This is a genomic window from Salipaludibacillus daqingensis, from assembly GCF_029891575.1.
Lineage (GTDB): Bacteria > Bacillota > Bacilli > Bacillales > Salisediminibacteriaceae > Salipaludibacillus > Salipaludibacillus daqingensis.
The window spans coordinates 216,491-231,152 of sequence record NZ_JARZHF010000005.1 but is presented as its reverse complement, the minus strand read 5'-3'; the positions used below and the strand labels follow the sequence as shown (position 1 = coordinate 231,152).

Annotated in this window: 12 protein-coding genes; 6 read left to right on the top strand and 6 right to left on the bottom strand. The window is 38.4% G+C overall.

The genetic code is table 11. The features are described 5' to 3' along the window. Positions 1–264: 264 nt before the first annotated feature. From QDN89_RS11720 to QDN89_RS11695, 6 genes are all read left to right on the top strand, one after another. Entirely contained in the window at positions 265–873 is a 609-nt protein-coding gene (locus QDN89_RS11720; protein ID WP_280770325.1) for a succinate dehydrogenase/fumarate reductase transmembrane subunit, read from the top strand. Positions 874–900: 27 nt separating this feature from the next. Further along, a complete protein-coding gene (gene sdhA / locus QDN89_RS11715; protein ID WP_280770324.1) occupies positions 901–2,670 on the top strand; it encodes a succinate dehydrogenase flavoprotein subunit in 1,770 nt (589 codons plus the stop codon). Further along, positions 2,667–3,416, top strand: coding sequence for a succinate dehydrogenase iron-sulfur subunit (gene sdhB, locus QDN89_RS11710; RefSeq protein WP_280770323.1), 750 nt, complete (start codon positions 2,667–2,669; stop codon positions 3,414–3,416). The genes sdhA and sdhB overlap by 4 nt, the downstream gene beginning before the upstream one ends. Positions 3,417–3,638: 222 nt before the next feature. Then, entirely contained in the window at positions 3,639–5,015 is a 1,377-nt protein-coding gene (locus QDN89_RS11705) for an MATE family efflux transporter (RefSeq protein ID WP_280770322.1), read from the top strand. A gap of 29 nt (positions 5,016–5,044) precedes the next feature. Further along, a complete protein-coding gene (locus tag QDN89_RS11700) occupies positions 5,045–5,272 on the top strand; it encodes a hypothetical protein (protein WP_280770321.1) in 228 nt (75 codons plus the stop codon). Positions 5,273–5,598: 326 nt separating this feature from the next. After that, positions 5,599–7,869 (top strand): putative bifunctional diguanylate cyclase/phosphodiesterase, encoded by a 2,271-nt coding sequence (locus QDN89_RS11695; protein ID WP_280770320.1) that lies wholly within the window; start codon positions 5,599–5,601, stop codon positions 7,867–7,869. 59 nt (positions 7,870–7,928) lie between these two features. Here the strand turns inward: QDN89_RS11695 and QDN89_RS11690 are convergent, their stop codons facing one another. From QDN89_RS11690 to srrA, 6 genes are read right to left on the bottom strand one after another with little or no spacing between them, the layout of a single operon-like run. Further along, the gene (locus tag QDN89_RS11690; protein ID WP_280770319.1) at positions 7,929–8,753 is read right to left on the bottom strand and encodes a rhodanese-like domain-containing protein; all 825 of its coding nucleotides are present in this window, start codon (positions 8,751–8,753) and stop codon (positions 7,929–7,931) included. Continuing rightward, positions 8,743–10,032, bottom strand: a complete 1,290-nt coding sequence (locus QDN89_RS11685; RefSeq protein WP_280770318.1) for a rhodanese-like domain-containing protein — start codon at positions 10,030–10,032, stop codon at positions 8,743–8,745. The genes QDN89_RS11690 and QDN89_RS11685 overlap by 11 nt, the downstream gene beginning before the upstream one ends. Before the next feature lie 5 nt (positions 10,033–10,037). After that, entirely contained in the window at positions 10,038–10,667 is a 630-nt protein-coding gene (locus QDN89_RS11680) for a TorD/DmsD family molecular chaperone (RefSeq protein ID WP_280770317.1), read from the bottom strand. Positions 10,668–10,689: 22 nt separating this feature from the next. Further along, entirely contained in the window at positions 10,690–11,880 is a 1,191-nt protein-coding gene (srrC, locus tag QDN89_RS11675) for a respiratory selenite reductase subunit SrrC (RefSeq protein ID WP_280770316.1), read from the bottom strand. A 16-nt stretch (positions 11,881–11,896) separates the two neighbouring features. Beyond that, entirely contained in the window at positions 11,897–12,433 is a 537-nt protein-coding gene (gene srrB, locus QDN89_RS11670; RefSeq protein WP_280770315.1) for a respiratory selenite reductase subunit SrrB, read from the bottom strand. Beyond that, a complete protein-coding gene (srrA, locus tag QDN89_RS11665) occupies positions 12,433–14,649 on the bottom strand; it encodes a respiratory selenite reductase catalytic subunit SrrA (RefSeq protein ID WP_280770314.1) in 2,217 nt (738 codons plus the stop codon). The genes srrB and srrA overlap by 1 nt, the downstream gene beginning before the upstream one ends. Between the last annotated feature and the right edge of the window lie 13 nt (positions 14,650–14,662).

Sequence of the window (14,662 nt, the reverse complement as noted above, 5' to 3'; positions counted from 1 at the left end):
ATTATTATATAAACATATCACTTTTCAGATCATTGTAAATGATAATTTTTAGTTGATCATTCATAATTCTGTGTTTTTTTGTGCGTTCTTTTCTTCGATATATTTTTTTAGTGTCATTTGTGAAATGTTTCACTTATTGTAGTTTTCTATTGATTATATATATAAACGAAATGTAAAGATGCGAGGAGGATAGATTCACCGTATTTTCAATGTTAGCCCAAAAAATAACCAGTGCATCACTGGTTTATAAGGAGGAACAAGAATATGAGTCGAGATCGAGCATTTTTTTGGAGAAGGGTACATTCGCTATCTGGTTTGATCCCCATCGGAGTGTTTTTACTCGTGCACTTTGGGATTAATTACACGGCGTTTTATGGAGAAGAGGTCTATAATCAAGCCGCAGGTTTAATGGATCAACTACCTTTTAAATATGCACTTGAACTATTTGTTATCTTTATTCCCCTTTTATTTCACGGAATATATGGGATATTTATTGCTCGAGAAGCAAAGATGAAAATGAGTGTCTACTCTTACGAAAAAAATTGGTATTTCTATTTCCAACGTCTTTCTGGGATTTTAGTATTTATATTTATCATTTGGCATGTTTGGACAACTAGGGTTCAAGTGTTTTTTGGAGCAGAAGTCAACTTTCAGATGGTTTCAGAACTTGTAGCGAATCCATTTTTCCTTTTGTTTTATATCATTGGAATCACGATGGCTACTTTTCATTTTAGTAATGGACTTCGGACGATGTTAATTACGTGGGGCCTTACGGTCAGTGAGCATTCCCAGAAAGCAGCAAAATATGGAGCAATTGGCGTGTTTGTTCTTCTTACAGGTGTTGGAATGGTAGCAATATTTGCTTTTGTATAAACGGAAAAGTCTTGAGGAGGAGATACAATGAGTACTGGAAAAGTTGTTGTCGTTGGAGGTGGGCTTGCTGGACTAATGGCCACCATTAAACTTGTTGAACAAGGGTTAGATGTGGACTTACTATCACTCGTCCCAGTAAAAAGGTCACATTCTGTATGTGCCCAAGGTGGAATTAATGGTGCGATAAATACGAAAGGGGAAAATGATTCTCCATGGGAGCACTTTGACGATACATTATACGGTGGAGATTTTTTAGCAAATCAATCTCAAGTTTGGGGCATGTGTCAAGCGGCGCCAAAAATTTTGCATATGTTTGACAGAATGGGCGTCATGTTTAATCGAACGCCAGAGGGACTTTTGGATTTCCGAAGATTTGGAGGAACACAACACCGAAGAACAGCATTTGCAGGAGCGACAACAGGACAACAACTCCTTTATGCACTTGATGAGCAAGTACGAAAATTAGAAGATGAAGGTCGCGTCAAAAAGTTTGAAGGCTGGGACTTTGTTTCAGCTATTCTAGATGATGATGGAAGGTGCCGTGGCATCACAGCACAAGAACTCTATTCGATGGAGATCCATGTTTTTAAAGGAGACGCTGTTATCATGGCATCTGGCGGACCGGGAATGGTTTTCGGTCGATCAACCAACTCATTAATCAACACAGGTTCAGCTGCTGGGCGTTTATATCAGCAAGGTGCCACCTATGCGAACGGAGAGTTTATTCAAATTCATCCTACAGCCATTCCAGGTGACGATAAACTTCGCTTAATGAGTGAATCAGCAAGAGGTGAAGGTGCTCGAGTATGGACATATAAAGACGGAAAGCCATGGTATTTCCTTGAAGAAAAGTATCCTGCTTATGGAAACCTTGTACCAAGAGATATTGCAACGAGAGAGATTTTTGATATTTGTGTGAATCAAAAGCTCGGAATCGACGGAGAAAACATGGTTTATCTCGATGTTTCTCATATTGATAATGAGAAACTGAATGTGCGATTAGGGGGCATCTTAGAAATCTATGAAAAATTTATGGGGGACGACCCACGCCGTGTTCCGATGAAAATTTTCCCTGGAGTACATTATTCGATGGGAGGTATTTGGGTAGATGAGAAACAACATACGTCCATTCGTGGATTATTTGCGGCTGGAGAATGTGATTATTCCCAGCATGGTGCGAATCGATTAGGTGCCAACTCTCTCTTATCTGCTGTTTATGGTGGCATGGTAGCAGGTCCATCGGCAGCAGAATACGTAAAAGGTCTTGAACCTGCTGAAAAAGGTAATGCAACAGCTGTTTGTGAAGCACAGCGAAAACAAGACATCGAACAGGTGAAGGCCATAAAGGCAATGAATGGAAAAGAAAATGCCTTTGCATTGCATCAAGAGATGGGAAAATTAATGACTGAAAATGTAACGGTCGTTCGTGAAAATGAGAATTTACTTCGAACGGACGAAAAATTAACGGAGATAATGGAACGTTATAATGACATCGGAATCGATGATAACTTGCAGTATCACAACCATAGTGTGTCATTTATTCGAGGATTAAGAGGGATGATGGATTTAGCTCGAGTAATCATTCAAGGGGCATATAGAAGAAATGAAAGCAGGGGAGCTCATTATAAACCAGAGTTTCCAGATCGCAACGACGAAGAGTGGCTAAAAACAACGATGGCAACATATAATCAAGAAACAAATCAGCCGGAGTTTACCTATGCAAATGTTGATACTTCCCTTATCGAACCTCGAAAACGCGATTATACGAAAACGAAGAAGGCGGGTGCTCGAGCATGATGGATGAAAGAAAGATTCACTTCATTATAAGTCGAAAAAATGGCCCAAGTTCCGAAACGTATGAAGAGGAATTTCTCATTCCTTATCGTCCTAGCATGAACATTATAACGGCATTGATGGAAATTAGAAAAAATCCGTATACAAAAGATGGTCAGAAAACGAATCCAGTGGAGTGGGAGTCGGTTTGTTTAGAGGAAGTTTGTGGAGCGTGTTCTATGCTAGTTAATGGAAAACCACGGCAAGCATGCTCAACGCAAGTGGATCAACTAGAACAACCTGTTCGAATTGCTCCATTATCAGCGTTCCCTGTGGAGCGAGATTTGATCATAAATCGTAAAAAAATGTTTGAAGGGTTAAGAAAAGTAAAAGCATGGATTGAAGTGGACGGAACGTATGATTTAGGTCCCGGACCAAGAATGGCAGAAAAAGATCGACGTTGGGCATATGAATTAAGTAAGTGTATGACGTGTGGTCTTTGTTTTGAAGCTTGTCCAAATGTAAATGATCGTTCTGGATTCATAGGACCAGCACCACTATCTCAAGTGCGGCTTTTCAATAATCACCCTACAGGAAAGATGCAAGCTCATGAGAGATTAGATCGTATCATGTTAGAGGATGGTCTCACTTCTTGTGGGAACTCAGGTAACTGTGTTCGTGCTTGCCCTAAAGAGATCCCGTTAACAACTTCGATTGCTGATTTAAATCGCCAAGCAACGATTCATTCCTTTAAACGATTTTTTGGATGAAGGTGAGATGGAAAACACCGTAAAGGGTAACTACCCGATGCGGTGTTTTTTGTTGTGTTCATGTCTAGTACAAAAGAAGGCGAGATCGTGCGCAACTATTTTTAATTTTAAAATGTTTCGTTTTCTCTTTGCTTTTTTTGATAGAATGGTATGATAAATAATCGACGTAGCAACATTCTTGCTACATAGTAAAATAATTAAATGAAAAAATAGGTGAAGACGATGGATCATGTAAATACTCGTAAAGAAAAAATACAATTATTTCTAAATATATTATGGCCAATCATGGTGACACAAGTTAGTTTATTTGCAATGAATTTAGTTGATACAATGATGTCTGGAAGAGTTGGGACAGATGATTTAGCAGGTGTCGCAATTGGTTCCAGCATATGGATGCCCGTTTTCACTGGAATTAATGGGATATTGCTAGCTGTGACGACTATTGTTGCTCAACTAGTTGGGAGTGGACGGCGCGACAAAATTGCAGAGTCCGTGACACAAGCGATGTATTTAGCGATGGTGCTTGCGGTCATCGTTGTAACGAGTGGTGTTTTATGGCTTGAACCGATTTTATCAATGATGAACTTAACGGAGCCTGTGACGCATATTTCATTTCATTATTTAGTTGGTTTATCCGTAGGGATTGTTCCGTTGTTTTTGGCAAGTGTCCTTCGTAATTTCTTTGACGGACAAGGTTTCACTCGAATAACGATGATCATCATTGTATTAGCTGTTCCGTTTAATATTTTGTTGAACTATGGATTTATTTTTGGGAACTTTGGGTTGCCCGCATTAGGTGGCATAGGTGCTGGCTATGCAACAGCTGCAACGTATTGGATTATTCTCTTTTTTAGTATAGCTATGACGTTTAAATTGGAAGTGATTAGACATTATCAAATCTTTGTTGTTTGGATGAAACCTTCTTGGAAGATGTGGAAAGAGCAGTTATCGATTGGGGTTCCAATTGGACTTTCTATTTTCTTTGAATCGAGTATTTTTGCAGTAGTTACGTTGCTTATGGGAATTATGTTTACGACTGTGACGATTGCAGCCCATCAAATCGCCTTAAGTTTTACGTCATTAATCTTTATGATTCCATTAAGTATTTCGATGGCATTAACGATTGTTGTTGGTTTTTCAGTAGGTGGGAAAAGGATTCAATCTGCAAAACAGTATGGTCGTCTAGGCGTATGGGGTGGAATTGGCTTTTTAGCCGTAGGGGCGGTTTTTCTTTATTTTTTAAGGGAACAAATCGCTTACTTGTATACTAATGATCGGGAAGTAGTATTAATGGCTGGACAGTTTTTTATCATTGCGATCATTTATCAACTATCCGATGCTGCTCAATCAGGCTTGCAAGGTGTACTCCGGGGATATAAGGATGTGAAAGTACCGTTTATTACCGCTTTTACTTCTTATTGGATTATTGGAATCCCTGCAGGGTACTATTTAGCAGCTTTTACTCAGTTAGGGCCTTTTGGATTATGGGTTGGCATTACATTAGGTCTTACGTGTGCGGCAATAGGTTTTTATGTAAGACTTCAAATTGTCCAACGTCGTGCTGAAACGCAATTTGCACAAGAGTTAGAAAATAAGTAGCCTTTTTTATCGTTAGTATTGATGAAGCAATGACAGGGAGTAATGAAATTTCAGGGCTAGGAGCGAGTGCTTTTCTATTTAGTGCTTTAGCAGTTATCGGGGGAATTGTTGTTAAGTTCAAAGCTAAGTTGGGCGGATGGTTAATGCTCATCAGCGGAGTGGCCATATTAATCTCGATTAGTCTATTTGGAGTTGTGCCTGCCCTCTTATTAATTCCAGCTGGATTAATGGGGATCATTAGAAAAGCAAAAGTCTAATCAGTCGCTGCGTAAAAAGAGAACAAAGAGAATGAAATGAAACGTTTAAGTTTAGGTAACTCCATAATGAAAGCTCTATTGATATTCAATAGAGCTTTTTTGAATGGAATTAAATATTACATTTATTTAAAATACCTCTTCATCAAAATAAATAATGGTATAATTATACTAAATAAATGCTTGAATATGTCGAAATAAACAATATAAAGAAATAAATCAATTTTTTATAGTTCTAAATAACTATAACTTATATTATTTCATTGGAATGGGAATTTAATTTCATCTACAAGTAGATTGGTTTTTTCAATAGATCGTGAGGGATTACTATGTTAAATACTAGACAATCAGCTTTCAAATTTCTTATTGTTATTGTCAGTGTATTTCTTGGTTGGAATGTTATTTTCAGTGGCAATGACTGGATGATAGCTTTAGGTGGGAGTGTGATACCTATTGTTGCGGGTGGAGTAAGCTTTTTGTGGATATTCAAAGCTTATCAAATGTATTCAAGTAAACATCGTTACTTTTGGTTACTATTGAGTATCGGAATATTGATCTACCTTACTGCAAATGTGATTTGGTTTTTACAGGCTGTTTTTTTTGGGGGAACGTCTTTTCCAGACGTATCCTATTTTCTATGGTTATTAGCGTATGTCACCTTTTTCATAGCACTTATTTATAAAGCTTACTTAGTTAGTGGTTCTGTAATCGTAAACCCATATATTTTTAATATTGCTATATTTATGATCGTTGCTTCGTCATTAAGCATTCATTATTTAATTGAACCTATGATTACATTAACGGGTTCTTCCTTGTTACTAACAATCACGAATACGGCATTTCAAATAATAAATCTTAGTATTTTATTTGTTGTCACAACACTATATTATTTATCTAGAAAAAGTAATGAAAACAAAATGATGATGTTTATCATTGTCGGTTTTTCTTTTCAACTGATGGCCGATATGAGCTTAGCGTATTTAACGATTGTTGGGAGTTATGATTTAGGTAGTTTCATAGACTCATTTTGGATCATGTGGATATTAGTGATTGGTTTTGCTGGATTATATGCCCAAACGCAAGCAGATGGAGCCGAACCGAGATGGGAAATCCCTGATTTATTTAAAAATATTGACACAGTTTTCCCTTATGCTAGTAGTTTATTGTTAACTGTTTTAGTGATCCACAGTTATCAATCTAATTTAAATGCCCTTAGCATTGGCCTTAGTGTTGTATTTGTTATCATTGTTTGCCGGCAATATATTGTTATTAAAAATAACAAAGAGCTCATGAATCAATATAAACATTTAGCTTATCATGATCCGCTTACCAAATTGAAAAACCGAACAAGTTTCCAAAGAGAACTTGATTACACGCTGGAACAAGCAAAAAGAAGAGAGTCAAAAGTAGGCTTACTTGTACTTGATTTAGATCGCTTTAAAATTGTCAATGATACGTTAGGGCATCATATCGGGGATCACATTTTAAAGAAAGCATCCATACGATTAAAGAGTACACTTGGTATTCAAGATGAAATTTATCGATTAGGTGGTGATGAATTTGTTCTGATTTTTCCTGAGGGGTCAAAGGAGAAATGCAGATTAGTGTCAGAAAAAATCATTAAGGAATTTTCTGTACCTTTTTTCATAGCCCATCATCAAATTACTATTACTCCAAGCATTGGTATTAGTTTGTTTCCTGAAAACGGAGAACATTCAGGTGCGTTGTTAAAGAGTGCCGATGCTGCAATGTATTTAGCAAAAGGCAGCGGAAGAAACGAGTATCGTTTTTATAACGTAACATTACATGAGCAAATGACTCGCAAAATGGAAATAGAAAATGGCTTACGAAGCGCGTTAATAGACAATCAGATGACCCTTTGTTATCAGCCTAAAATCGAATTACAATCAAAGGACATGTATGGCATGGAGGCATTACTTCGCTGGGAGCATCCGGACTTAGGGAATGTTTCACCTGGAGCATTTATTCCTGTTGCAGAAGAGACAGGGCAAATTGTTTCTATCGGTGAATGGGTATTAAAATCAGCATGTAAACAAAATAAAGAATGGCAACTAGCCGGATTCCCTTTTCTTACTGTATCTGTGAACGTTTCTGTTCGACAATTTCAACACGGGGATTTTGTAAAAACGGTAAAGGAAACTTTACTAGAAACGGATTTAGAACCAAAATATTTAGAGTTAGAAATAACCGAGAGTATTATGCAAAATGTGGAGGAATCTTTCCATATTTTATCTGATCTTAGAAAATTAGGAGTGAAAATAGCGATTGACGATTTTGGTACAGGCTACTCTTCGCTTCATATTTTAAAAGAATTACCAATAGATACGATTAAAATCGATAAGGCATTTATAGATGATTTGTCTACTTCTTCAAATGATTCGATAGTCAAGACAATCATAAATATCGCTATGAACTTAAATCTCTTTGTCGTTGCTGAAGGAATAGAACATGAACATCAAGTAGATACATTGTTAAAATACAATTGTAATTATGGGCAAGGATATTTGTTTCAAAGACCAGTTGATGTCGCCAATTTTGAGAGATTTATGAAAAGGAAGAGACTTCTCGTTAGTCAATGAAATGTATTCGCCCAAAACTAAAAAATCCCCCTTACCAATTTTGGGTAAGGGGGGACCCCTTATTGTAATTCTTCCCAACCAACCATGCCGCCTGAAATTCCAACAACATGTCGTACAGTTTCAAAACCACTTTCTTTCAAAGATAATGCAGCTTGTTTGCTTCGATTAATTGTTCGACAAACGAGCACCACTTCTTTGCTTGAATCCAACTCATAAGCACGTTCATCTAATTCGCTTAATGGAATATTTGTAAAACCGTCGATATGGTAGTCGTTAAATTCATTTCTTTCACGAATATCAATAAATTGAACGGAAGAATTATCGTTCATATAAGCTTCTAGTTCGAAAACGAACAGACCATCAATAAGGTCTTGAGAGTGCAGCCAACCTTGGTAGCCGCCGGATAATGATTGAGCATCAAATCCAACAAAATTTAATATCCCCGCTGTTTGTGCGGCACTTTGCCCTGTATTGCATACAACCAATATAGGTTGATATTCTGGTATTTCATTCATTCGTTCACCAAGTTCGGGACGTGGAATATTGATAGACTCAGCAAGATGACCTTGTGCCCAGTCGTTATTCGAACGAACATCTAATATGAAATAGTTCTCTAACACCACATCTTCCACGGCAACTAAGTAGCGGTCGGAAGGATAGTTGTTGTAGAAATCTTTGAATTTATTTTTCAAAAGTTCCTCTTCAGAAAGTTCGGATTCATCGTTCTCCGAAGAAATTTCCACTTCGTTTTCTTCACTTGTAGAAACATTGTCAACTAATTCGTCATTTGTTACTTGTTCTATATTTTCGTCACCTGAACAGCTAGACGTTAGGAATATAGCACAAGAAAGGACAGCGATCATTGAAAATTGTCTAATAATCAAAATTTCCCTCGTCATCTAAAGAAAAAGCAGCATCTAGATAGTAAACATTCTCATATCCTAAATCAACGATTGGTTCCGAGACACCTGCTGCACGAGCACCACTAGCACAGTGAACGAGTATCGTTTGACTTTTGTCAGAAGGAAGTTTGTCTTCAACGGTTGGCTCTCCTGCAAGAATGTCACTATCAACAATGTGAATGGCACCATCGAGCATTCCGCTAGCAACTTCGCCATCTCCACGAACATCAACGATGGCATGACCACCTTCATCTAACATTTCAGCAAACGCTTCAGCTGTTATCGATCGATCAACAGCGCCGTCAGATACATCGAACTCCGCTTCGGAGCTTTCCATTCCAAACGTAGGAAGACCTGCCTGATTCCAAGCGGGCATTCCACCTGCTAATACTTTCACATTACGATGACCATCTCCTAGCAATTCATTAGCAAGAACGTGGCTTTTATGACAGAAGAACCCTCCACAGTATACGATTATTTCTTGGTCTTTATCTGCTGGTGCAAAACCTTGGTATTTATTTCCGTACTGTGTTTCGTCTACAAAAATAGCAGTTGGAATATGATTATCGAAATAGCCACTATATGTTCGAGTGTCAATGATTAAAACAGGATCAGTATCATCTCTTGATACATAACTTTCCATGATTTTTTCTTCGACGTGATCGACATCGACAACAAAATAGTTTCCTGCTGCCTTCCAAGCTGGAGTTCCTTCTTGATAGACGTATGTGTCTGTGAATCCAAGCTCTTCAGCTTTTTCTGCCGAAGATCCACTTAGAGGACAGTGTGTTCCTCCACAATAAAAAATAAGTTTCGTAGATTTATCATCAGGAAGTCGGTCTTTATAACTTTCAAATTCACTGTCTGGAATATTGATAGAACCATTGATATGGCCAGAAGCATAGACGCTTGGCGGTCTTGAATCAATTAAAGCAACACCATCCCATTCAGGAGGGACTTCGTCGTAAGATGATCGATCTTGACTTTCTGCAGGGAGTCCATCTAACAAACGTTCTAGTTGCAATGTAGAAATGTAGTTCCAATCCTCATTGTAAGGAACGTCGTCTTCACTCTCCTCATCTTCCTCCTCTTCAATAATGTAATTGGAGAGATCTTGCTCTTCTGTAGCATGGAAGATTATTTGATTTTCTTGAGAATCATCATCGCTTTTTACTGAGTTGTCGGCCTGATATTGACTTCCACATGCGCTGAGCAATAGGAGTAATAACCCGCCAATAAAGGCAGAGGTGATTCGACTCATATTTCTCACTCCTCTCTTTTAAAACCGTCTGTAGGATTTACCATTAACAATTGACTCAATCTTTTTGTCACTTCTTGATAAAAAGGGATGTCATTGAGCTGTTGGAGAGCAGCCTCAAAATCAGAGATCCAGTTTAAATGTTCATCTCGAAACGTCATCGCTGCATCCATGTCTTCTTCGATCAAAAAAGCATAAAATTCTAATTCAATAACCAGATGATCTGGCGTCATCGTAAAATTTTCTGGAATATCGAGCTGATAATGATGAAGAAGATGTTTCATATGAAGAGCGCTATCTCCCATGTAATACCCTTTTTTACTTGCTAACGGTTTGGCTGATGCTGTATCTGCACTCCATTGTTTATAGAGAGATTCAACAGGAGGTGTGAAAGGTTTGCTAATTCCACTGAACGCCTTCATGAATTGTTTTTGTAAATTGTGCTCTTGATCAATGAAATGCTGTAAGTTAATCTCTTCATCAAATGCTGACGAATATATAGAACTCATCGTGTTGATTTCATCTTCAATAGTACCGTTCTTGAATTCTTCCATGAACGCTTCATCAGGATATTTATAGAACTCTGCAAATAATTTAATGAGCGATTGATAATGATTTTTCACTGCTGTCGCCTCCATGTTTTCACCTCCTGTGATTCAATTATTTTGCTAAACTGTATGAACCTTCTCCTGTGTTAACTCTTTTTCTACGTTCTTCTTTATGAGGAGCAACGTTTAAATCGAATAGTCTTTCGGCTATTAAATATAGAAGGATCGTTCCACCTACACCAAAGCCCATCGTGGCCCATTCAGACCACAATATACCGAATTCTCTTAATTGATTTGTTGATTCAGAGCCTTGAACGACAGTTAGAGGAACAATCTGTCCTGCAAAAACCATGATAATTCGCATAGCCAAAAATCCAATTAACATTGAAATACTAGCAATCGTTAACGACAGTTGCTTGCGTTGTTTAAAAGCAAATAGAACGATGATTGGTAAGACAAACACAAGTCCGACTTCCAGTACCCAATAAGGAATGGTTAATGGTCCTCCTACCATAAGAAGAGCTGCTTCTGCTTTTCCGGGCATGTTTCCATACAAGCTATAAAACCATTTCCATATATTGAAAAAGACAGTGACGATTAACAATCCAATTAACATTTTTGAAAAAATAGGTTGTAGTACGAGGATTTTTTGTTTGTCTGATTCTGAAATAGTTTTAGTCTTAGTGAGAATGACCGTCATTAATATGGCAAACGCTAGACCGGAGACGAAAGCTAGTAAGATAAAGTAGATGGATATATACGATTCATTCCAATACCCTCTAGCGATCGACATACCAAACACTGCTCCTAGAGTACCTTGTGCAGCAATGGCAACAACTAACACAATCGGGCTGATGATCTTAATTTTCCCGTGATCCTCTTTCAATTGAAAGAAGAATTCAACGATGTGAAGCGCCATGTATATCCCGTAAAGTAACCCCATCCAGAAAATTGGTGCTTGCAAATTAGGAGAAATTAAAATATAAAATAATGATAATGGACTACCTAGTTCGACACCGATCATGACAAAGCCCATCATTAAAGTGACAATGGATGCTAACGTCAACCTTTTCGTCATAACTTCGATTTTACCCCACTTAAATACGTGGGCTAGAGAAGATAGGAAAGTTAACCCTGTGCTAATTGCTACGAAAAAAACATAGGCTGCAATGAGTGAACCCCAAGGAACATAATTGCTCGTTCCCATGACATGTTCTCCTTGAATAAATATATTAACAATTCCTACCGCTCCTATTAATACGAGAACGGAAGAGATACTTAACCACATTTTTCGATTTAGCATGTTTTTCACCTCAATTCTATTTAATGTAATAAATTCTAGGTTTTGTCCCATGTGAATCTAGTAACTGAGAAACTTCGTGTTGAGCCATCTTTTTATTGATCTCACTATTAGGATCATCTAGATCACCAAATAAACGAACTTCGTTCATACAAGTGCTAGAACAGACTGGTTGTTCTCCTTGTGTCAGCTTTTCAGGACACCATCGACATTTTTCTGCTAATCTAGCCTCATTTAACGCTCTAGCATCATATGGACAAGCTGCCATACATGCTTTGCATCCTGTACATTTATCTGCAATAAATGAAACAATTCCGTTCTCTTCTTTAAACGTAGCTTGTGTAGAGCAAACGGCTACACATGGAGCGTTATCACAATGCATGCATTGGAGTGGAATGATGTCCATCTTCACATGTGGGTACGAGCCTTTTTCAACAAATTCTAAGCGATTATAATTAACTTCTTCTTCTAATTCGTTATACTCAGCGCAAGCAATGCTGCACGCATGACATCCCGTACACTTTCTAGCATCTATTAACAACCCGAATCGAGCCATTATACGTCAGCCCCCTTTCTAACCTTAACAACAACTTCTTGAGACATAACGGCACCTGAGAATGGTTCTACTTCTGCTTTAATAAAATCGTTATAGTTTACCCCGAGATTGTAGGCTGTCTCTAATCGATCAGAGAAGCCGCCGTATGCTGATGAAATCCAAACACATTCAGGGTGAACGAGTTCTGTGACTTTGACTGGCACAGATTTTGATGCCAAGTCAGAAGTTATCGTAACAGTCTCACCGTCTTTAATTCCAAGTCGATCTGCTCTCTTTTTATTCATCCACATCGCTGTGCCATTGTATTTTTCCGTTATTCTCACTAATTTTGGATTGTTACTCGTTACATGGTGAGAATGATATGGCTGTTTCCCATGAATTAGTCGAAATTCATCATCTTTACTAGGGTCAGGACTTACTTTTGGTGCAACCCAAGTTGGGATACCTTTTTTACCATCAATACGATATATTTCTCCAGAGAATTGAATTTTTCCAGAATGGGTTCCAATGTTTGGGTTCCCGTTCATGTCGGTAGGGAATATTGGTTCTATTTTGTTCGATCGAAGTTCCACTGTCCCTTTTTCTAGTAAATCTGATCGACTGACGCCAACAGGTTCTAACATTTGGTCTATTTCGTCTTCAACCGTTAACCCATACATCCCGGTGTGTCCCATTGCATGAGTGATCCCTCTCATGATGTCTAGAAGCGGTAACGTATCATGCATTGGTTCAGCAACTTTTTGGCGAATCGATATTTGCGGATATAAGTGTGACGTATGCCCAGCAACTTGTGTAGGAACTTCTGTTCTTTCTAAATAATAGCTTTCAGGTAAAATGTAGTCAGCGGCATATACAGATGTTTCATTCCAGTCCACAGGAATAGATACAACTAATTCCGCATTTTTCATTTTCTTCTGATACTCAGGGTCTGGTGCTGTTCGCAAAGGGTTAAAATGGTAAACAAACAATGCTTTGACCTTATCATTTTCAATCATATCTGGAACGGTTTGCGCAATGCCTCGTCCTGTTTCGACAGTCATTCTTTGTCCTTCAATACCAGCCCCATCTGCTCGTGGACCTTTTTCTACTTCAACGACATCTCTTAGTAAAACTTCACCGAAATCAACGCCAGCGCTTGGCATTAGGCCACCTTCTCGATAGAAGTTACCTAACAATGCGTTTAAAATAACCCCCATCTGAGCTGTTTGCGTACTGTTTATATAATGGGCATGCAATCCGTGCCACCCTGGTTCAATAAACGCTTTTGGAGCGTTGGCTGCTAATTCACGTGAGATCTCACGAATTTTACTTGCGGCTATTCCAGTGATTTCTTCTGCCCATTCAGGTGTTTTGTCTTTATTTTCATGCCAATATTCTTCGAAACCATCCACATATTTTTTTACATAGGATTTATCATAAAGGTTTTCGTTAATAAGTACGTGAGCCATTGCGAGACGCAATGCTAAATCTGTTCCTGGCCGAATCGGAATCCAATCATCTGCGATTTTAGCGATTTCTGAATACTTCGGATCAATGACGACTATTTTTGCGCCATTTTCCTTTGCTTTTGTAATTTGATTCATGCCGTGGGGGATAATACCACCTGCGAAATTTCTTCCTTCAAAAATCATGTACTTTGAATTTTCATGATCACCATTCAGCATACCACCAACCATTTGTTGCCAAGCATTTGTTTTTGCACTAAAGCAAGTGGAGTAGTGCGTGACATAGTTTGAAGAACCGATACGATCTAATAGTTGTTCAGCATAACGAAGACCTCTTACACCGTGTTCCAACCACATGACGCTGTTCCCACCATGCTGATCAATAACGCCGTTCAGTTTTTCGCCAATTTCATCAAAGGCCTGGTCCCAAGAAATTGGTTCAAACTCCCCCTCAGCAACTTTTTTCATAGGGCTAGTTACGCGTCCTTTTCCATATATATCTGCAGCCATTCCATGTCCTCTCGCACAAAGTCGACCTCGAGATTTTGCATGTACCGGATGCCCCTCCACTCGAACTAATCGATCGTTCTTGATGTAGGCGTAAATGCCACACATACTCGCACATCCGTTACACGTTGTGGGGATCTTTTTTGTAGGTTCATCTGCTATTGCCTTCTGATAATCTTTCATCGATAATTTAAATGGTATCGCTGCAGCCGCAGCGGAAATTGCTCCTGCTTTTAGAAAACTTCTCCGTTTCAACTTAGCCATTATTTTTCTCTCC